Source organism: Pantoea wallisii (assembly GCF_002095485.1).
In the GTDB taxonomy this organism is placed as follows: Bacteria; Pseudomonadota; Gammaproteobacteria; order Enterobacterales; family Enterobacteriaceae; genus Pantoea; species Pantoea wallisii.
Window position 1 is genome coordinate 1 of record NZ_MLFS01000013.1, and the last position, 18,442, is coordinate 18,442.

Consider the following 18,442-nt stretch of genomic DNA (forward strand, 5'->3'; position numbering starts at 1 on the left):
TCGTAGCGGCCGGCCAGCGCCTCCAGGCTGTCACGCGTGTGGCAGCTCTCGTCGGCACATATGGGTAGCGGATGGATAAAGTTGCTTAGCGCGGCATCCTGATCGGCCGGCAGAGGTTGCTCCAGCATCGCTACCTGCAGATCCGCCAGCAGCTGACAGCGCGCCGCCAGCCCTTCGGCGTGCCAGGATTCATTCGCGTCCACAATCAGCGTCGCCTGCGGTACGGCGCTGCGAATCGCCACCAGACGTTCACTGATTAGGTGGTCGTCCAGCTTGATTTTCAGTAACCGCGCGCCGTGCTGCCACAGCGCCAGCGCGCTGCTGGCCATCGCCTCAGGCGTATCAATGCTGATGGTATGGGCGGTAAAAATTTCCGGTGCCAGCTGTACGCCGCACAGGGCGGTCAGCGTTATTTGCTGCTGCTGGCGCGCCAGGTCCCAGAGCGCGCAGTCGATGGCATTGCGCGCTGCACCCGCGGGCAAGGCCTGCTGTAATTCGGCGTGGGTCATGCCGTTTTGCAGCGCGCTCAGCTGAGAAGCAATTTGTGCCAGCACAGAGGCTTCACTTTCACCATAGCGTGCGTATGGTGTCGCTTCACCGACGCCCTTAATACCATCCTGCTCAATCTCCACCACCACCACATGCGCCTCGGTACGGCTGCCGCGCGAGATCACAAACGGCGAATGTAACGGCCAGGCTTCCGGATAACTTTTCACTGTTCTCATTGATTCTCCTTTAAACCTTCACGTAAATGCGAGATGGCGCGGTTTTCATCGCGAAATGCGCTCGTAAACCCTTAAAAATTATGTCATAAACAAACGCTATATCTGTTCTGGCACGGCTCACGCCAGCCTTTTCCATCGTCAATAAGGAAATCCCATGTCTCAGAATGTTCACTTTCAGGGCAATCCGGTACCGGTTGCAGGCCACTTCCCGCAGATGGGCGATCAGGCTAAACCCTTCACGTTAGTTGCCAAGGATCTTAGTGATGTGCCGCTCTCTAAGTATGCAGGCAAACGCAAAGTTCTGAACATTTTCCCGAGTATTGATACCGGCGTTTGTGCCGCATCGGTTCGGAAATTTAACGAGCGTTCAGGCGACGCGGACAATACCGTGGTGCTGTGCATCTCAGCTGACCTGCCTTTTGCCCAGTCACGCTTCTGCGGTGCCGAAAATGTGAATAACGTGGTCACGCTCTCTACCCTGCGCGGTGCAGAGTTCAAAGAGGAGTATGGCGTGGCGATCGCTGATGGCGCGCTGAAAGGCCTGACCGCCCGTGCGGTAGTGGTGCTGGATGAAAACGATAAGGTGATCTACAGCCAGCTGGTGAACGAGATCACTGAAGAGCCGGATTACGATGCTGCGCTCGCCGCGCTGAAGTAACTGCGCCTGAGAAAAAGCCGTCATTAAAGACGGCTTTTTTTTGGCTTATGCCCATGCGATAAGGCGATTCGCAGCGCGGCTATTCGCTTTCGCCACGCTTCTGCCCTAAACCATATTCACGCAGCTTATTGGCAATCGCGGTGTGCGATACGCCCAGGCGCTTCGCCAGCTTACGGGTGCTGGGATAAGAGAGATAAAGGCGCGTCAGCACCGAGCGCTCAAAGCGGCTGGTGATATCATCCAGCGATCCCTCCATCGCTTCATCCCCCAGCGAGACATCCAGCGCCTGTTCCGGTAACACAATATCCTGCGGACGCAGCTCGTAGCCTTCCAGCTGGGTCAGCGCACGGTACAGCGCGTTCCGGAGTTGCCTGACGTTACCCGGCCAGTTGTAACGCGTCAGAAAAGGCGTCAGCTGCGGCGACAGACGCGGACGCGGCAAGCCCTGCTCATCAGCAAAACGCGCGACAAACATTTCAGTTAGCGGCAGGATATCCAGCGGACGCTCGCGCAGCGGAGGCAGATTGAGCGTCAGCACATTGAGCCGGTAGAAGAGGTCCTCACGAAACTCACCGCGCTGCACCAGCTCAATCAAATTCTTCTGCGTGGCGCAGATCACGCGCACATCCACATGCACTTCGTGATCCTCCCCGACGCGACGGAAGGTGCCGTCGTTGAGGAAACGCAACAGTTTGGTCTGCATGCGCGGCGACATTTCGCCGATCTCATCCAGCAGCACCGAGCCGCCGTTTGCCTGCTCGAAAAAGCCTTTTTTACCTTCCAGCGCATTGGGATAGGCGCCAGCGGCATGACCAAAGAGCTCACTCTCCGCGACATCGTCAGGGATGGAGCCGCAGTTAAGCGCAAGAAATGGCTTCTTGCCGCGCGCGCTGCGCAGATGGCAGGCACGCGCCAGCATATCTTTACCGGTCCCGGTATCGCCCACAATCAGCAGCGGCGCATCGTGCATCGCCAGTTTTCGCGCCTGATCGATCACCTGGCGCATCTTTGGCGTCACGGCGACGATATGGTCAAATTCGGACTCGTCGGTAACGGTCAGGTTTTGCAGCTGGCGCCCCATACGCGCAGTGGATTTCAGCGTGATCATAGCGCCCACCGGCTGATCGTTCTGCCCCTCTTCACCGGGCAGATAGATCGGGCGCGCTTCCATCAGGAAATCCCGCCCCTGAATGACCACATGCTGCGCCTGCGCGTCAACGCGCTCGCTCTCCAGCCAGCGCTGGAAGTTGAAACCGCTGATCAGCGTGCTGGCGTTCTGGTTACGGATCTTCGCTTCGTCAAAATTGAACAGGTTTTGGGCCGCCGGATTGGCGAGTTCTACTTTGCACTTCAGATCGATGGACAGTACCGGCTCCGGCATGGCGACCAGCAGCGCGCTCAAGGCGCGGTGCTCGCGTTCAGACGGCATGTAAGCGACGGTGCGCACATCCGTCACGCCAGGCGTACGGCGGATCTCCGCCATCAGATTGCTGAACTGTTCAAATTCCAGCGCAGAAAAGTTGAGGTAGATGCGGCCAAGCGGCGCAATTTCGATACCGCGCAGATCAATGTTGCGGGCAACCAGCAGGTCGAGCAACTCGCGCGCCAGACCGATGCGGTCCTGGCAGAAAACTTCCAAACGCATTGCGATGAGCCTTTGTCAGGTTTTGATTTTGGTGATAATACGCTAACTTGCAGCGCCTCAGAAGGGTTCTGTCATGAAAAGTTGACAGCCTGAGGCAGGTGACGCGGAGAAGTGTAGCGGAACGGCCATCAATAATCCCGCCGAATATCACACTTAACAAAGATAATTTCACCCTTTACGCCCTGCGCAGCGTAAAAGGTGAACGAAGGCCGATTATTTAGCAGACTGCCCTGCTTTATCCCCGCTTTTCATCAGGGACTCTTTAAGCTGGGCAATCAGTTCACGCCGGAAATCCCCCAGCCGCGGCTTATCCTCCTCCAGCCAGGGCAGCGGGCGGCACAGCTCCATGGCCTTAATACCCAGGCGGCAGTCAGTAAACCGGCGCCGATACCCTGCGCGGCGCGTGCAGAGAGCCGCGCTGCAACATCCTGCGACATCCAGTCCATGCCCACTTCCCGCACCAGTTCGGAGGCCCCGGCAAACGCCATATTCAGCAGCACCAGGCGGAACAGGCGCAGACGGCTGAAGTAGCCCAGCTCAATACCGTAGAGCGCGGCGATACGATTAACCAACCGCAGATTACGCCAGGCAATAAAGGCCATGTCGACCAGCGCCAGCGGGCTGACGGCGATCATCAGCGTGGACTCCGCCGCATGCCGGCTAATCTCACGTCGCGCCTGTCGATCCAGCACCGGTTGCACCAGCTGGGCATAGAGCGTCACGATTTCGCGATCGTTATGGGTTTCATGCAGCGCCGCGTGCCAACGCTGTAACGCCGGATGCGCCTGATCCAGCTGCGCCTGTTGCGCCAGCTTTTCGCAAAAAGCTCGCCCTTTGCCGATGCCGTGGCTGTGCAGCAATTCCCGACCGATATCGCGCTCCTCTGCACGCTGGCGCAAACGCCAGAGACGCCGCCACTCGCCGATCAAGGCGCCGGCACCGGCCGCCATGATAATTGCCCCTGCCGCGCCCGTGCCCAGCGCAAACCAGTCACGCGTCAGCCAGGCATCATGCAACCACTGCGCGCCCTGCGCCACCACGCTGACGGCAAAAATGCCGAGGCCAGCGCCCACCATTTTGCGCCACAGGCTGCGCTTCGGCCGCAGTGCGGCATCCACCATTTTCTCTCCGGCGCCCTCTTCCAGCGGCTCAACTTCCGCGCTGACCCTAAAGGCACTTTCAGCTTCTGCGCTAAAGGTCTGGGCCGCGCGCAGCGGTCTCTCGGTTTCCGGCGTCAGCGGCCGTGCAAAATCTATTCGCGGCTTCAGGGGCGTTTCGTCACTCATCGCAATTTATCTCCCAATAAAAATTCCAGCGCAGCATCCATGCGAATGTGCGGCAGCGGTTGATCCACATCCAGCTGCTGCGGCCGGAACTTTTCAAACTGAAAGCCCTGCTGCTGCCAGAAGCTGTTGCCCGGCAGGCGCGGCGGCACTTCACCAGGGTAGAATGTCAGGGGTTCGCCGTCGTCAAGCCGATGCCCGCGCAGGGCCGGCACTTTTTCGCCGCGATGATCGACCAGCCCGCTCTCTGTCGCCTGTACAGAAGCCAGCCCCAGGCAATCCATGCTGATGCCCTCGAATGCCGCGTTCTGCCAGGCATCCTGCACCAGCTGCTGTAACAGTGAGACCATATTGGCGTGCTGATCGGCCGTCACGTGGTCGGCCTTCGTGGCGGCAAACAGCAGCTTATCGATAACCGGCGAAAACAGCCGGCGGAACAGCGTGCGCTGGCCGTAATGGAAGCTTTGCATCAGCTGCGTTAGCGCCAGGCGCATATCATTGAAGGCCTGTGGGCCGCTGTTTAACGGCTGCAGGCAATCAACCAGCACAATCTGGCGATCGAAGCGCAGGAAGTGATTTTTGTAGAAGCCTTTAACCACATGCTGGCAGTAGTAATTGAAGCGCTGCTGCAGCATGGCAATGTTGCTGCCGGCGGGCGCCTGGGCCAGCTGGCTGGCCGGTAGCGTATCGATTTGCGGCCACGGAAAGAACTGCAGCGCGGGTGCGCCGGCCATGTCGCCAGGCAGGACGAAACGTCCCGGTTGAATGAAGTGCAGCCCTTCGCGTTTACACTGGTGCAAATAGTCAGTCCAGGCGGCGGCGATGTCGGCCAGCCGGTTCTCATCGGCGGGAGCAAAAGGATCGAGATCCTGACACAGGCTGCGCCACTGCGCCGACCACTGCTGACGATCGCCCTGCAGCAATCCGACCATCTGCCGCGACCAGCTGAAGTAGTCCTGCGCCAGCATTGGCAGATCGAGCAGCCACTCGCCGGGGTAGTCGACAATCTCCAGATAAAGCGTCGCGGTATCTTTAAAGTGACGCATCAACGAGGCATCCGGGCGATAGCGCAGCGCCAGCCGCATTTCACTCACGCCACGCGTCGGCGTAGGCCACACGGGTGGCGTACCATATAGCTGCGCCAGCCCTTCATCGTAGGTAAAGCGCGGCGTGCCCAGCTCACGCTGCGGCACACGTTTGACGCCCAGCAAGCGCTCTTCACGCACCACGGAGAACAGCGGCAATCGGGCGCCGCTGTGCACATTCAGTAGCTGGTTAACCAGCGAGGTGATAAACGCGGTTTTGCCGCTGCGGCTCAAACCGGTAACGGCAAGGCGCAGGTGGCGATCAACGCCGCGGTTCATCAACGCAATCAATTCATTTTGCAATCTTTTCATCGTTTTCCCTGATGAAGCGTGCTGACAGACGTTTAAACGCCTTGCTCAGCAACGGTTCCAGGGCGGCCGCCAGCAACAGGCGCAGCGGACGGCGCGCCACCGATTTCACTGCCCAGCCAGCCAGGCCGCCGGGCGCATAGGTTACGGCATTGATGATGATGAATTTCCCCGCCGACTTCAACGCAGGCGTTGCGCGACGGCGCAGAGCGGTAAAACGCTGAGTATGCATAGTGCCTCTTCGGTAGTGGAAGCGGACCCGCAGCGGGGCCCGGGAAGGTTAAATCTGGCGGAAGCGGCTGCGTACGCTAAAGGTCTCTGAAGTGACGTAACGCTCGATCTCCCGCACATTACGCTCATCGCTTTTCAGCGTGCTTTCCAGTTCATCCAGCAGTTCGCGCGCCGTGGGCGTGTGCGCGTCCGGCACACCGGCTGGCTTCTCATCCAGCACGTAGCCCAGGATAAAGTAGGCCGTGACGGTGAACATAAACAGGCCGAAAAACAGCGACAGGACAACAATCACGCGCAGCAGACGCACCGGAATATCAAGGTACTCTGCCAGCCCGGCACAGACGCCGCGCACTTTACCCTGTTGCGGGATGCGCCACAGTTTGCGACCGTTCATCATGGCTGCCTCCAGCTCGGATGTTCTGCGTCCAGGATGGCTTCCAGCGCTTCAACGCGCTCACGCATGCGGCGTGCGTCCTGCGTGAGCTGCTGCAAACGCTGCATGTCGCTGGCAGAGAGCTCGCCCCCGCCGTTACGTTTATTGCTGTAGTGTAGCCATAACCAGATCGGCGCGACAAACAGCACGAAGATCGTTAAGGGTATGGACAGAAATAGTGCGCTCATTGACTCTCCTTAATCATTAACACCCATTATAAGCGGGCCCGTGACCAGGCCCGGTGCCATTACTCGCTGCGGTTCATTTTGGCTTTCAGGGCCGCCAGCTGCTGGCTGATCTCATCATCGGCTTTCAGCTCGGCAAACTCCTGATCCAGCGATTTTGGCTTGCCGAAGCGCTGACTCTCCGCTTCTGCTTCCATGTGATCGATGCGACGTTCAAACGACTCAAAACGCGCCATGGCTTCATCCAGTTTGCCGCTGTCGAGCTGACGACGCACATCGCGTGATGAGGAGGCCGCCTGATGACGCAGCGTCAGCGCCTGCTGACGGGCGCGGGTTTCGCTCAGTTTCTTCTCCAGCTCAGCGATTTCACCTTTCATCCGCTCCAGCGTCTCTTCTACCTGCGTGGCTTCCTGATGCAGCGCCGCGATCAGATCGGTAAGTTTCTGTTTTTCAATCAGCGCTGAGCGGGCTAAATCCTCTTTCTCTTTGCTGATGGCCAGTTCGGCTTTCTCCTGCCACTCCGCCTGCTGAATTTCAGCCTGCTCAATACGGCGCAGTAGCTGTTTCTTTTCCGCCAGCGCGCGAGCGGATGTGGAACGGACTTCAACCAGCGTGTCTTCCATCTCCTGAATCATCAGGCGTACCAGTTTCTGCGGATCTTCGGCGCGTTCCAGCAGGGAGTTGATGTTGGCGTTCACGATGTCGGCGAAACGAGAAAAAATACCCATAATGATGTTCCTCTGATTGTCATGTTTATGCGCAGTACGCTCTTAGCTAATACAAATCGCGTGCCAACTTTTAATTGTCTGTTTTTAAAGGCCTTAGCGATTTTACAGTCGGGCTGGATTCCGTTAAGGTAGTGAAATTCATTAATCTGTGGCGAAATTCATCATGGCAAATGGCAACGACAACCTGCTTGGCGAATCCAACAACTTCCTGGAAGTCCTTGAACAGGTCTCACGACTGGCGCCGCTGGAGAAACCGGTGCTGGTGGTGGGTGAACGCGGCACAGGGAAAGAGCTGATCGCCAGCCGTCTGCACTATCTCTCTGACCGCTGGCAAGGGCCGTTTATCTCGCTTAACTGCGCCGCGCTGAATGAAAACCTGCTGGATTCAGAGCTGTTCGGTCACGAAGCGGGCGCCTTTACCGGCGCGCAAAAGCGTCATCTTGGCCGCTTTGAACGTGCAGATGGCGGCACGCTATTTCTTGATGAACTGGCAACAGCGCCGATGCTGGTGCAGGAGAAGCTGCTACGGGTGATTGAGTATGGCCAGCTGGAGCGCGTGGGCGGTAACCACTCGCTGCAGGTGAATGTGCGCCTGGTATGCGCCACCAATGAAGATCTGCCGGCGCTGGCCGCCGCCGGAAAATTCCGTGCCGACCTGCTCGATCGCCTGGCTTTTGATGTTGTGCAGCTGCCGCCGCTGCGCGAGCGCCGCAGCGATATTCTGGTGATGGCTGAGCATTTCGCTATTCAGATGTGCCGTGAGCTGGGCCTGCCGCTGTTTCCCGGCTTCACGGAGTCTGCACAACAGGCGCTGCTTAACCACAGCTGGCCCGGCAATGTGCGTGAACTTAAAAACGTGGTGGAGCGCTCGGTGTATCGCCATCACAGCAGTGACGAAGCGCTGGATAACGTCATCATCAACCCGTTTGCCCGCCGCAACGCGCCGGCGGGCAGTGAAGCGGCACCTGCCAGCGACCTGCCCGCCCTGCCCGCCCTGCCGCTCGATCTGCGCCAGTGGCAAAACCAGCAGGAGCGCAATCTGGTGGATGCGAGCCTGCAACAGGCGAAATACAACCAGCGCCGTGCCGCAGAGTTATTGCGGGTAACCTACCACCAGTTGCGCGCCATGATGAAGAAGCACGGTATACAGGCGCGTGACGAGAATTGAAAGACGTTTGAAGGGTGCAGATTGTTTTTTTAAGACCGCAGCAGTCAGAAGCAGGTAAAAAAAAGCCCGCACAGATAGGCGGGCAACTTAATACTGGAAGCAATGTGAGCAATGTCGTGCTCTTCTTCGGTAGAGCCACCGTCGAAGCGCAGAAGAATAATAATCATTCTTATTATCATCTGTAAAGCCCTAATTGAGAATTTTTCTCATTTCCACACTAACACTGTGCTCTCCTGTCGCACTCGCTGCCTAAAATGCCGGCAGAACCGTTGCCGATTTGGGGAGTGCGCAACCTTTGCGATACACTCAGGCTATTGCCTGAGAATCGTTGAGTTCTATGCCAAAATTATTCCCTTCGCTGCTGCTTGGTCTCAGCGTAATGAGTGCGTCTGCGTTCGCCGCTCCGGTGGACACTATTCGTCAGAGCGGCTTTGTCTACTGCGTGAACGGTACGGTGAACACCTTTAATCCGCAGATGGTCAGCAGCGGCCTGGTGGTGGATACGCTGGCTGCGCAACTCTATGACCGCCTGCTGGATGTTGATCCCTATACCTATCGTTTAGTGCCCGATCTGGCACAGAGCTGGGAAGTGCGTGATAACGGCGCAACCTACCGTTTCCACCTGCGTAAAAACGTCTCTTTCCAGCACACCAATACTTTTACGCCAACCCGTAAAATGAACGCCGATGATGTGGTGTTCAGCTTTGCACGTATGTTTGATCGCCGGCATCCCTGGCATAACGTGAATGGCGGCAGCTACCCCTACTTCGACAGCCTGCAGTTTGCCGACTCTGTCCAGAGCGTAAAAAAACTCGATAGCGATACGGTAGAGATTCGCCTCAACAGCCCGGACGCCTCATTTTTGTGGCATATCGCCACCCACTATGCGCCGGTACTGTCGCAGGAGTATGCCAGCCAGCTCAGCGCCAAAGGCCAGCAGGAGCAGCTGGATCGCGAGCCCGTGGGCACCGGCCCTTATCAACTGAGCGAATACCGCACCGGACAGTATCTGCGTCTGGCGCGCAATCCGCGCTACTGGCGTGGCGTGCCGCGCCTGCAGCAGGTGGTGATCGACCTGGGCGTTGGCGGTACCGGTCGCTTATCCAAACTGCTGACCGGAGAGTGTGATGTGCTGGCCTATCCGGCGGCCAGCCAGCTCTCCATTCTGCGGGATGACCCGCGCCTGCGCATGACGCTGCGCCCCGGCATGAATATCGCCTATCTGGCGTTCAATACCCGCAAAGCGCCGCTGGATCGCCCGGAAGTGCGCCACGCGCTGGCGCTGGCGATCAACAATGAGCGCCTGATGGAGTCCATCTATTACGGTACGGCAGAAACCGCCGCGTCGATCCTGCCGCGCGCGTCGTGGGCCTATGATAATGATGCACGCGTTACCGAGTACAATCCGGACAAAGCGCGTGAAGCTCTTAAGGCGCTGGGCATTGAAGATCTTCACCTGCGGCTGGTGGTGCCAACCACTTCGATGTCATGGAACCCCAGCCCGCTGAAAACCGCCGAACTGCTGCAGGCCGATCTGGCGCAGGTGGGCGTCACCGTGACCATTGCGCCCGTGGAAGGTCGCTTTCAGGAGGCACAGCTGATGGCCATGAACCACGATTTGACGCTTACCGGCTGGGCGACGGACAGCAACGATCCTGACAGCTTCTTTCGTCCGCTGCTGAGCTGCGCCGCAATTCGTTCGCAAACCAACTATGCGCACTGGTGCTCGCCGGCATTCGATGAAGCGTTGCAGCGCGCCCTGCTGTCACAGCAGCTCTCCGCGCGCATCGACAGCTACGATCGTGCCCAGCAGATTCTGGCGCAGGAGCTACCGGTACTGCCGCTGGCATCCTCGCTGCGCCTGCAGGCTTATCGACATGATATAAAAGGATTGGTGCTGAGTCCGTTCGGTAATGCCTCGTTTGCAGGCGTCTACCGCGATGAGAACGGCGAGGAGTAAGCATGATTATCTATCTTTTACGTCGGTTACTGCTGCTGATCATCACGCTGTTTCTGCTTTCGCTGGTGAGCTTCAGCCTCAGCTACTTCACGCCCAACGCCCCGCTGGAGGGCGCTTCGCTGTTTGATGCCTGGTGGTTCTGGTTTAAAGGCTTGCTGCAGTTCGATTTCGGGGTGTCCAGTACCAATGGTCAGTCTATCGATCTGCAACTGCGCGAAGTGTTTCCCGCCACGCTGGAGCTGTGCGTGCTGGCCTTTACGCTGGCGCTGCTGGTGGGCATTCCGCTGGGCATTACCGCCGGCGTAATGCGCAAGAAGTGGCAGGATAAAGCCATCAGCGCGCTGGCGCTGCTGGGCTTCTCCATGCCGATCTTCTGGCTGGCGCTGCTCTTTACCCTGTTCTTCTCGCTAACGCTCGGCTGGCTGCCGGTATCGGGCCGCTTTGACCTGCTCTACCCGGTGCAGAATGTCACCGGTTTTGCCCTGATCGATGCATGGCTGAGCCCCTCGCCGTGGCGTCATGAAATGCTGGTGAGCGCGTTAACGCACCTGATCCTGCCGGTGCTGGTACTGGCTGTGGCGCCAACCACAGAAGTGATCCGCCTGTTGCGCAGCAGCACCAGCGAGGTCATGGATAAGAATTACGTTAAGGCCGCTGCCACACGCGGACTTTCGCGCTTGACCGTGATTCGTCGTCACGTGCTGCACAATGCCCTGCCGCCGGTGATCCCGCGCCTTGGCCTGCAATTTTCAACCATGTTAACCCTGGCGATGATCACTGAAATGGTGTTTAACTGGCCGGGATTGGGACGCTGGCTGATTAATGCCATTCGTCAGCAGGATTACGCGGCGATCTCGGCCGGCGTGATGGTGGTTGGCGGACTGGTCATTCTGGTGAGTGTGCTGTCGGATATTCTGGGCGCGGCGCTAAATCCGCTAAAACATAAAGAGTGGTATGCCCTGCGCTAAATAGCGTGAGTGGCCCGGACGGGCACAAATACTTTAAGGAAAAAGAGAGAGAATTTGCCAGGTGCGCACACCTGCGGACCTGGCAATATGCATTTATGGCGCAGCGGCCACAATGTCGTCAACAGACGCAGCATTAGCCGTTAACTGATAATTGCGTGACTGAAACCATATTCGACTTACAAAAAATACATTTTGCGCCGAGCGGGTTTTTAAGCGTGATATCAAAAACGGAGCGTCGATATTGAGAGCCCTGACAGTGAGAGCACCTCATAAAATAGATAGCTGAAATAACTTATAGACCTGTAACGTTGGTAGCTGACGGGCCTTTAGGACCATCCTCTACATTAAATTCGACTTTCTGACCTTCATCCAGCGAGCGGAAATCGCTGCCCTGAATAGAGGAGTAGTGCACGAAAACATCCTTGCTGCCATTTTCTGGCGTAATAAAGCCAAAACCTTTTTCATTGTTAAACCATTTAACCGTACCGGAAATTTTACCAGACATATTATTACCTTTTATTTTTAGCCGTTTGGCGATGAGGGCTGAATGCAGAGACACATCAGAACTTGAGATAAAACTCAAATGGAAGGCTGAAGAGCGGCGCTTACATAGCTGAGAGATAAATGGGAACCAACAATGAGACTGTCTGCTTATCAGACCGGGAAGCCATTTACTCACGCGGACAAATTAAAAGCAATATATAAAAGAAATTAATTTTTTGAACTTATCCTTAAAAGAATAACCGGCCTGTTTTATCGTGAACACCCGCTTTAAGAATTACGCGTCCCGGTAATTAACCGTACCGGCGCCCGGGTGCCTGAGCCGGCAATGGGGGCGAGTGCCGCAATCTTAACCGTTCATGACCCGTAAATGAAATTGCTGACGCCGTTTCCTTGCCTGGGCACGGGATATCGGCGGATAATCTTTTACAGAGCGGCGCCGGCACGCAGGTCAACCTGCGGTCCAGCGCCAGCCGCTGCGCAATCGTCACAGCGAGCACACATGAATACGCATATAATCAAGGCAATGCATTGATATGAAGACTTTGTACCGACACTATCAGCCAACGCTTAACTCACACCCAGCGATTGCCTATGCCATTTGATAACGTTTACGCCGAGAAAAGGTTACCAGGCGCTTTCCGTCTCAGCTGGCAGCGGTTTTATCGTGATACGGGCGCGATGATCGGCTTATACGGTTTTGGCATGCTGCTGTTTTTGTGTCTGTTTGGTGGCCTGCTCGCGCCGTACGGTATTGACCAGCAGTTCCTCGGCTATCAGCTGCTGCCGCCTTCGTGGTCGCGCTACGGTGACGTCTCGTTTTTCCTTGGCACAGACGATCTGGGCCGCGATGTATTGAGTCGCCTGCTGAGCGGCGTAGCGCCGACGGTCGGCTCTGCGCTGCTGGTCACCCTGCTTGCGGCACTGTGCGCGCTGGTGCTTGGCGTGCTGGCTGGCATCACTCACGGGCTGCGTTCGGCGGTGATGAACCATGTTCTCGATACTCTGCTGTCGATCCCCTCCCTGCTGCTGGCGATTATCGTTGTGGCGTTCCTGGGGCCGCGCCTGGAGCATGCGATGCTGGCGGTACTGCTGGCGTTGATTCCACGCCTGGTGCGGGAAATCTATACGGCAGTCCATGATGAGATGGAAAAAGAGTATGTCGTGGCGCTGCGCTTGATGGTGCCCGTAATCTGAACATTCTGTGGAATGCGTTGCTGCCGAACGTGCTGCCGCTGCTGGTCAGTGAGTTTACCCGCTCGTTGTCGATCGCCATTCTGGATATTGCCGCGCTCGGTTTCCTTGACCTGGGCGCACAGCTGCCCTCGCCGGAGTGGGGTGCGATGCTGGGGGATGCGCTGGAGCTGATCTATGTTGCCCCCTGGACGGTGATGCTGCCGGGCGCCGCGCTGATGGTTAGCGTGTTGATTGTTAACCTGCTGGGCGATGGCATCCGTCGCGCCGTTGAAGCGGGAGCTGAATAATGCCGTTACTGGATATCCGTAATCTGACCATTGAGTTTATGACCTCAGAGGGACCGGTTAAAGCGGTGGACCGCATCAACCTGACGCTGAGCGAAGGCGAAATACGTGGGCTGGTAGGCGAATCGGGCTCGGGCAAGAGCCTGGTGGCAAAAGCCATCTGCGGCGTGACCAAAGATAACTGGCGCGTCACCGCCGACCGTATGGTATTTGATGACATCGATCTGCTGCGCCTGTCACCGCGCGAGCGGCGGCGTATCGTGGGCCATAACGTCTCCATGATTTTTCAGGAACCGCAATCGTGTCTGGATCCTTCGGAGAGTATTGGTCGCCAACTGATGCAGGCGATCCCGCGCTGGACGTTTAAGGGCCGCTGGTATCAGCGTCTATGGTTCTGGCGCAAAGCACGCGCCATTGAGCTGTTACACCGCGTCGGCATAAAAGATCACAAAGACATTATGCGCAGTTTCCCGTACGAGCTTACGGAGGGTGAGTGTCAGAAAGCGATGATCGCCATCGCGCTGGCCAATCAGCCACGCCTGCTGATTGCCGATGAGCCAACCAACGCCATGGAACCGACCACTCAGGCGCAGATTTTCCGCCTGCTGAGCCGCCTGAATCAGAACAACAACACCACGATTCTGCTGATCAGCCACGACCTGCGCACCATGAGCCAGTGGGCAGATCGCATTAACGTCATGTATTGCGGGCAAACGGTTGAAACCGCGCAGAGCGACGACCTGATGGAGACGCCGCACCACCCTTATACCCAGGCGCTGATTCGTGCGATGCCCGATTTTGGCAGCGCACTGCCGCATAAAAGCCGCCTTAATACGCTGTCAGGTGCGATTCCCTCTCTGGAGCATCTGCCAATAGGCTGTCGTCTGGGTCCGCGCTGCCCCTACGCGCAGCGTAAATGCATTGAAACGCCGCGCCTGAGCGGTAATAAAGCGCACCTGTTCGCCTGCCACTTCCCGCTCAACATGGAGAACTGATCATGGAAACCCTGCTGGAAGTGCGCAACCTGAGCAAGACATTCCGCTACCGCACCGGGCTGTTTCGTCGTCAGCATGTCGAAGCGGTGAAAAACGTCAGCTTTACCCTGCGGGAGAAACAGACGCTGGCGATTATCGGTGAGAACGGCTCGGGCAAATCGACGCTGGCGAAGATGCTCAGCGGCATGGTTGCGCCGACTGAGGGACAGATGCTGATTGACGATCATCCGCTTGAGTATGGCGATTACGGCTATCGCAGCCAGCGTATTCGTATGATTTTTCAGGATCCCTCAACCTCGCTCAATCCGCGCCAGCGCGTCAGTCAGATCCTTGATTTTCCGCTGCGGCTCAATACCGATCTGGCGGACGAGGCGCGCGAAAAACGCATTATCGCCACTTTGCGCCAGGTCGGGCTGCTGCGCGATCACGCCGGTTACTATCCGCACATGCTGGCGCCCGGACAGAAGCAGCGTCTGGCGCTGGCGCGCGCGCTGATCCTGCAACCCAAGGTCATTGTGGCCGATGAAGCCCTCGCCTCGCTGGACATGACCATGCGCTCTCAGCTGGTGAATCTGATGCTGGAGCTGCAGGAGAAGCACGGTATCTCCTATATTTATGTTACCCAGCATCTCGGCATGATGAAGCACATCAGCGATCAGGTTTTAGTGATGCATCAGGGCGAAGTGGTGGAGCGCGGCGGCACGGCTGATGTCCTGGCGTCGCCTCTGCACGATCTGACGAAGCGCCTGATTACCAGCCACTTTGGTGAAGCGTTAACCGCTGAAGCGTGGCGGCGCGAGCGCTGAGATTCAGCCGTCACGGAAAACGCGGTCGATTTACCGCATTTGATTCAGACGTGCTAGAATCCGCACGTCGATTAACGTCGGTCGCTCACTTTTTAAACATTGCGACCGCCAACAACAATGACCATAAGGATTACAGCTATGGGTTTTCTTTCCGGTAAGCGCATTCTGATTACTGGCGTTGCCAGTAAACTTTCCATCGCCTACGGTATTGCGCAGGCGATGCATAAACAGGGCGCAGAACTGGCTTTCACCTACCAGAACGACAAACTGAAAGGTCGCGTGGAAGAGTTCGCTAAAGAACTGGGTTCAGACATTGTTCTGCCATGCGATGTGGCAGAAGACGAGAGCATTACCGCCCTGTTCACTGAACTGGCAAAAACCTGGCCAAAATTTGACGGTTTCGTGCACTCAATCGGTTTCGCACCAGGCGATCAGCTGGATGGCGATTACGTTAACGCGGTAACCCGTGAAGGCTTCAAGATTGCCCACGATATCAGCGCCTACAGCTTTGTTGCCATGGCGAAAGAGTGCCGTGCGATGCTGAACCCGAATTCAGCCCTGCTGACCCTCTCTTACCTGGGTGCAGAGCGCGCTATCCCGAACTACAACGTGATGGGCCTGGCGAAAGCGTCACTGGAAGCAAACGTGCGCTACATGGCGAACGCAATGGGCCCGGAAGGTACGCGCGTGAACGCCGTTTCCGCCGGTCCAATCCGTACGCTGGCGGCGTCTGGCATCAAAGATTTCCGTAAGATGCTGGCCCACTGCGAAGCCGTTACCCCGATTCGCCGCACCGTGACCATCGAGGACGTCGGTAACTCTGCGGCCTTCCTGTGCTCCGATCTGGCAGGCGGTATCACTGGTGAAGTGGTACACGTTGATGGCGGCTTCAGCATTGCCGCGATGAACGAGCTGGAACTGAAGTAATGATGTAAGGGCGGCCGCCTGGTCGCCTCCGGGCGCACTGCGGTGCGCCCTTCTCTCCGGATTTATTCTCGCCCTGCGCCTTTTCTGCTTTTCTCTGATTTGACCTGCTTACTTCGAAGCTCAGGTTTTTCAATTGCTATACCCTGAATTGGCACCCGCCGGGCCGCCATAAGCAACACCTCTCTTATACCTGGTCGCTATTAATTATTCCGCATCAATCTTTTGCCGCAGCCGGGGGTTCAGCGACGATAAGCTTGCCCTTGAATCACGACGGCCTTTTCAGAATTACCCGTCGGAGATTCAGTCCGAATTTTGCGCAAGGAATGACCATGGAACAACGCCGTTTTCCCGGCCATGATCACTGGTTTTATGAAAGCCAGACTCGTCCGCACGCCTCCGCTGCTGCACCGCTGGTGCCCGAAGCCGCCCATATTGACGATCGCTTTCTGCTGGGTCTGCAGCAGGAAGCCACTGCCCTGCAGCCGCTGTTCCAAAGTTTTCAGCCGGTACTGCTGGCGGCACGTGATGTAAGCCAGATTCTGTTTCCCGATAGCGTCCATACCTCGCTCACCCATACGTTAACGCTGTACGATCGGCTAAGCACCGCGCTTACGGTTGCACAGGTTGCAGGGGTTCAGCGCCTGTGTAATCACTACGCGGCGCGTCTCAACCCGCTGCCGGGGCCCGACTCCTCGCGGGAGAGCAACAATCGCCTGACGCAAATCACGCAGTATGCCCGCCAGCTGGCGATGCAGCCGGCGTTGATTACCCGGCAAAGCATTAAGGCGCTGGATGCCGTAGGTTTGACCGAACCGGATATTGTGACGCTCAATCAGCTGGTGGGGTTTGTCAGCTATCAGGCGCGCGTCACCGCAGGGCTGCAGGCGATGATGGGGCTGCCGGTACGCTGGTGCCCGGCGTCACGCCGCCACCAGATGCCAGCGCCGCGCTGTTTAGCGCCGACGCTGGCGCGCAGCCGGTCCTGAAGCCGGTCGAGCTGCGCTATGCCAGCGCTGATCAGCTGGCGGCCATCACCCTTTGCAAGGATATCAGTGAAGTTGATGACGCCCTGTGGCTGCTGGTGCACGATGCGCAGGCGCTCTATGGCTGGGCCACGCTGAAACAGCATCTTGATAAGCATTTTATGGCTGATGAGAGGCTGGCGCAGGCGGTCAGCGCCCGTCTGCTGGGCTGCCGCTGCCAGTTCAACCGCTTATCCGGTACATGGCGGGCAGCGCTGTTGCAGGATATTGATACTGCCGGCACGCGCGCACAGCAGCAGATCGTCGCGCTCAGCGCTCAGCTCACCCGCCTGCCGGAGCGTTTTAGCGCGGCCCACCTGCAGCCGCTCCTCAATGCTGGCTGGAGCAGCGAGCGTCTGTTTACGCTGCTGCAGGCTGTGGCTTTCGCCAGCTGGCAGGATCGCTTACTGATGACGCTGGGCGAAACGCGCTAATCCGGCAGGTGCCGGCGCGCTTCATCAAAGAAATGCTGAGCCAGCGGCGATGCCCTGCCCGGCTCGGCAATCACCAGCGCCGCCTGGCGGCCCATGGGCGCCATCTCAATCGGCCTGCGCGCCAGGTTTGCAGCATCTCCGGCAGCAGGTGCCGCAGGGCGCTACCATCACGCCTAATCCTACCTGCGCGCTCTGCAGAAGCTGCATGATGGAGGCGCTTTCGACAATCACGCGCGGCAGCACGCCGGTTTCCCGCAGCTGTCCATCCAGATAGCGGCGGAAATAGCGCGTCGGCTCAGCCAGGCACAGCGGCTGGCGGGCCAGCGTATGCAGAGAAACCGTTGCGTTCTCCAGTAATGCCGGGAAGCAGTGCGGATTAAAAACCGCCTCCACGCCGCGATCTTTCAGCAGCGCGGTCTGAAAGTGCAGCTCACGCAGTGAGGTAAGCTCAAAGAAGCCAATACCGCCATCCACGGTGTGGCTGTTGAGCGCCTCCAGCAGCTGATCGGCACTCATCGCTGAGACCCGGTAATCGAGCTGCGGATAGCGCGCCTCTACCGCCTTCAGCAGGGCCGGCAGCGCCACGCTGCACTGTGGCATGACGCCCAGCCGCAGCGTACCGTTAACGCCGTGCTTTAGCGACTCAACCTCCAGCTTCAGCCCCTGATAGACCGAAACGATTTCGCGTGCCCACGTCAGCACGCGCTCGCCCTCCGGCGTAAAGCCATCGAAGTTATTGCTGCGGTTGATCAGCGAAAGCCCCAGCTCACGCTCCAGGTTTTTCAGCCGCATCGACAGCGTTGGCTGACTGACAAAACTGGCTTCCGCTGCACGGCCGAAATGACGCTCACGCTCCAGGTTGCACAGGTAGATCAATTGCTTGATGTCTATTTTCTCA

Annotated in this window: 16 protein-coding genes and 4 pseudogenes; 9 read left to right on the plus strand and 11 right to left on the minus strand. The window is 57.7% G+C overall.

Annotation, left to right across the window (positions count from 1 at the left end; all coding sequences use genetic code 11):
- The coding region (gene ycjG, locus HA48_RS06680; RefSeq protein ID WP_128600328.1) for an L-Ala-D/L-Glu epimerase at nucleotides 1–725 on the minus strand (725 nt) is incomplete at its 3' end.
- 154 nt (nucleotides 726–879) lie between these two features.
- Between ycjG and tpx the strand changes: the two genes are divergently transcribed.
- Nucleotides 880–1,383 carry a thiol peroxidase gene (gene tpx / locus HA48_RS06685; protein WP_128600329.1) on the plus strand — a complete coding sequence of 168 codons (504 nt, stop codon included), beginning with the start codon at nucleotides 880–882 and terminating at the stop codon, nucleotides 1,381–1,383.
- 79 nt (nucleotides 1,384–1,462) lie between these two features.
- On the opposite strand, the gene tyrR is transcribed toward tpx, so the two are convergent.
- The 7 genes and pseudogenes from tyrR to pspA all read right to left on the minus strand — a co-directional run bounded on the left by tyrR (nucleotide 1,463) and on the right by pspA (nucleotide 7,282).
- Nucleotides 1,463–3,028, minus strand: a complete 1,566-nt coding sequence (gene tyrR, locus HA48_RS06690) for a transcriptional regulator TyrR (protein ID WP_128600330.1) — start codon at nucleotides 3,026–3,028, stop codon at nucleotides 1,463–1,465.
- 213 nt (nucleotides 3,029–3,241) lie between these two features.
- Nucleotides 3,242–4,314 (minus strand): annotated as a pseudogene (locus HA48_RS06695) (TIGR01620 family protein).
- On the minus strand, nucleotides 4,311–5,708 hold the full coding sequence (locus tag HA48_RS06700) for a YcjX family GTP-binding protein (protein ID WP_128600331.1): 1,398 nt from the start codon (nucleotides 5,706–5,708) through the stop codon (nucleotides 4,311–4,313). The pseudogene HA48_RS06695 and the gene HA48_RS06700 overlap by 4 nt, the downstream one beginning before the upstream one ends.
- On the minus strand, nucleotides 5,689–5,937 hold the full coding sequence (gene pspD, locus HA48_RS06705) for a phage shock protein PspD (RefSeq protein WP_128600332.1): 249 nt from the start codon (nucleotides 5,935–5,937) through the stop codon (nucleotides 5,689–5,691). Before pspD ends, HA48_RS06700 begins: the two co-directional genes overlap by 20 nt.
- 48 nt (nucleotides 5,938–5,985) lie before the next feature.
- The gene (gene pspC, locus HA48_RS06710) at nucleotides 5,986–6,333 is read right to left on the minus strand and encodes an envelope stress response membrane protein PspC (protein WP_128600333.1); all 348 of its coding nucleotides are present in this window, start codon (nucleotides 6,331–6,333) and stop codon (nucleotides 5,986–5,988) included.
- Complete coding sequence (gene pspB, locus HA48_RS06715) at nucleotides 6,330–6,557, minus strand: envelope stress response membrane protein PspB (protein WP_128600334.1); 228 nt, start codon at nucleotides 6,555–6,557, stop codon at nucleotides 6,330–6,332. Before pspB ends, pspC begins: the two co-directional genes overlap by 4 nt.
- A gap of 59 nt (nucleotides 6,558–6,616) precedes the next feature.
- Complete coding sequence (pspA, locus tag HA48_RS06720) at nucleotides 6,617–7,282, minus strand: phage shock protein PspA (RefSeq protein ID WP_128600335.1); 666 nt, start codon at nucleotides 7,280–7,282, stop codon at nucleotides 6,617–6,619.
- Nucleotides 7,283–7,445: 163 nt separating this feature from the next.
- On the opposite strand from pspA, the gene pspF reads away from it, so the two are divergent.
- The 3 genes from pspF (at nucleotide 7,446) to sapB (ending at nucleotide 11,378) form a co-directional block, all read left to right on the plus strand.
- Nucleotides 7,446–8,450, plus strand: a complete 1,005-nt coding sequence (gene pspF / locus HA48_RS06725; protein WP_128600336.1) for a phage shock protein operon transcriptional activator — start codon at nucleotides 7,446–7,448, stop codon at nucleotides 8,448–8,450.
- Nucleotides 8,451–8,787: 337 nt separating this feature from the next.
- Nucleotides 8,788–10,410: an ABC transporter substrate-binding protein SapA gene (sapA, locus tag HA48_RS06730; RefSeq protein ID WP_128600337.1), complete on the plus strand. Its 1,623-nt coding sequence runs from the start codon at nucleotides 8,788–8,790 to the stop codon at nucleotides 10,408–10,410.
- A 2-nt stretch (nucleotides 10,411–10,412) separates the two neighbouring features.
- Nucleotides 10,413–11,378: a putrescine export ABC transporter permease SapB gene (gene sapB / locus HA48_RS06735; protein ID WP_128600338.1), complete on the plus strand. Its 966-nt coding sequence runs from the start codon at nucleotides 10,413–10,415 to the stop codon at nucleotides 11,376–11,378.
- Nucleotides 11,379–11,511: 133 nt separating this feature from the next.
- Here sapB and ymcF read toward each other — a convergent pair whose 3' ends face one another.
- Nucleotides 11,512–11,649 carry a cold shock small protein YmcF gene (gene ymcF, locus HA48_RS22440; RefSeq protein ID WP_244182811.1) on the minus strand — a complete coding sequence of 46 codons (138 nt, stop codon included), beginning with the start codon at nucleotides 11,647–11,649 and terminating at the stop codon, nucleotides 11,512–11,514.
- Between the two features lie 21 nt (nucleotides 11,650–11,670).
- On the minus strand, nucleotides 11,671–11,883 hold the full coding sequence (gene cspE / locus HA48_RS06740; RefSeq protein WP_128600339.1) for a transcription antiterminator/RNA stability regulator CspE: 213 nt from the start codon (nucleotides 11,881–11,883) through the stop codon (nucleotides 11,671–11,673).
- A gap of 590 nt (nucleotides 11,884–12,473) precedes the next feature.
- Between cspE and sapC the strand changes: the two are divergent.
- The 5 genes and pseudogenes from sapC (at nucleotide 12,474) to HA48_RS06765 (ending at nucleotide 17,544) form a co-directional block, all read left to right on the plus strand.
- Nucleotides 12,474–13,363: pseudogene (gene sapC / locus HA48_RS06745) on the plus strand (putrescine export ABC transporter permease SapC).
- Entirely contained in the window at nucleotides 13,363–14,355 is a 993-nt protein-coding gene (sapD, locus tag HA48_RS06750) for a putrescine export ABC transporter ATP-binding protein SapD (protein ID WP_128600340.1), read from the plus strand. The pseudogene sapC and the gene sapD overlap by 1 nt, the downstream one beginning before the upstream one ends.
- Nucleotides 14,356–14,357: 2 nt before the next feature.
- Nucleotides 14,358–15,161 (plus strand): putrescine export ABC transporter ATP-binding protein SapF, encoded by an 804-nt coding sequence (sapF, locus tag HA48_RS06755; RefSeq protein WP_162288095.1) that lies wholly within the window; start codon nucleotides 14,358–14,360, stop codon nucleotides 15,159–15,161.
- 138 nt (nucleotides 15,162–15,299) lie between these two features.
- On the plus strand, nucleotides 15,300–16,088 hold the full coding sequence (fabI, locus tag HA48_RS06760) for an enoyl-ACP reductase FabI (protein ID WP_128600342.1): 789 nt from the start codon (nucleotides 15,300–15,302) through the stop codon (nucleotides 16,086–16,088).
- A 329-nt stretch (nucleotides 16,089–16,417) separates the two neighbouring features.
- A pseudogene (locus HA48_RS06765) lies at nucleotides 16,418–17,544 on the plus strand (CMD domain-containing protein).
- On the opposite strand, the pseudogene HA48_RS06770 reads toward HA48_RS06765, so the two are convergent.
- Nucleotides 17,541–18,435, minus strand: a pseudogene (locus HA48_RS06770) (LysR family transcriptional regulator). The pseudogenes HA48_RS06765 and HA48_RS06770 overlap by 4 nt on opposite strands.
- Nucleotides 18,436–18,442 lie beyond the last annotated feature (7 nt).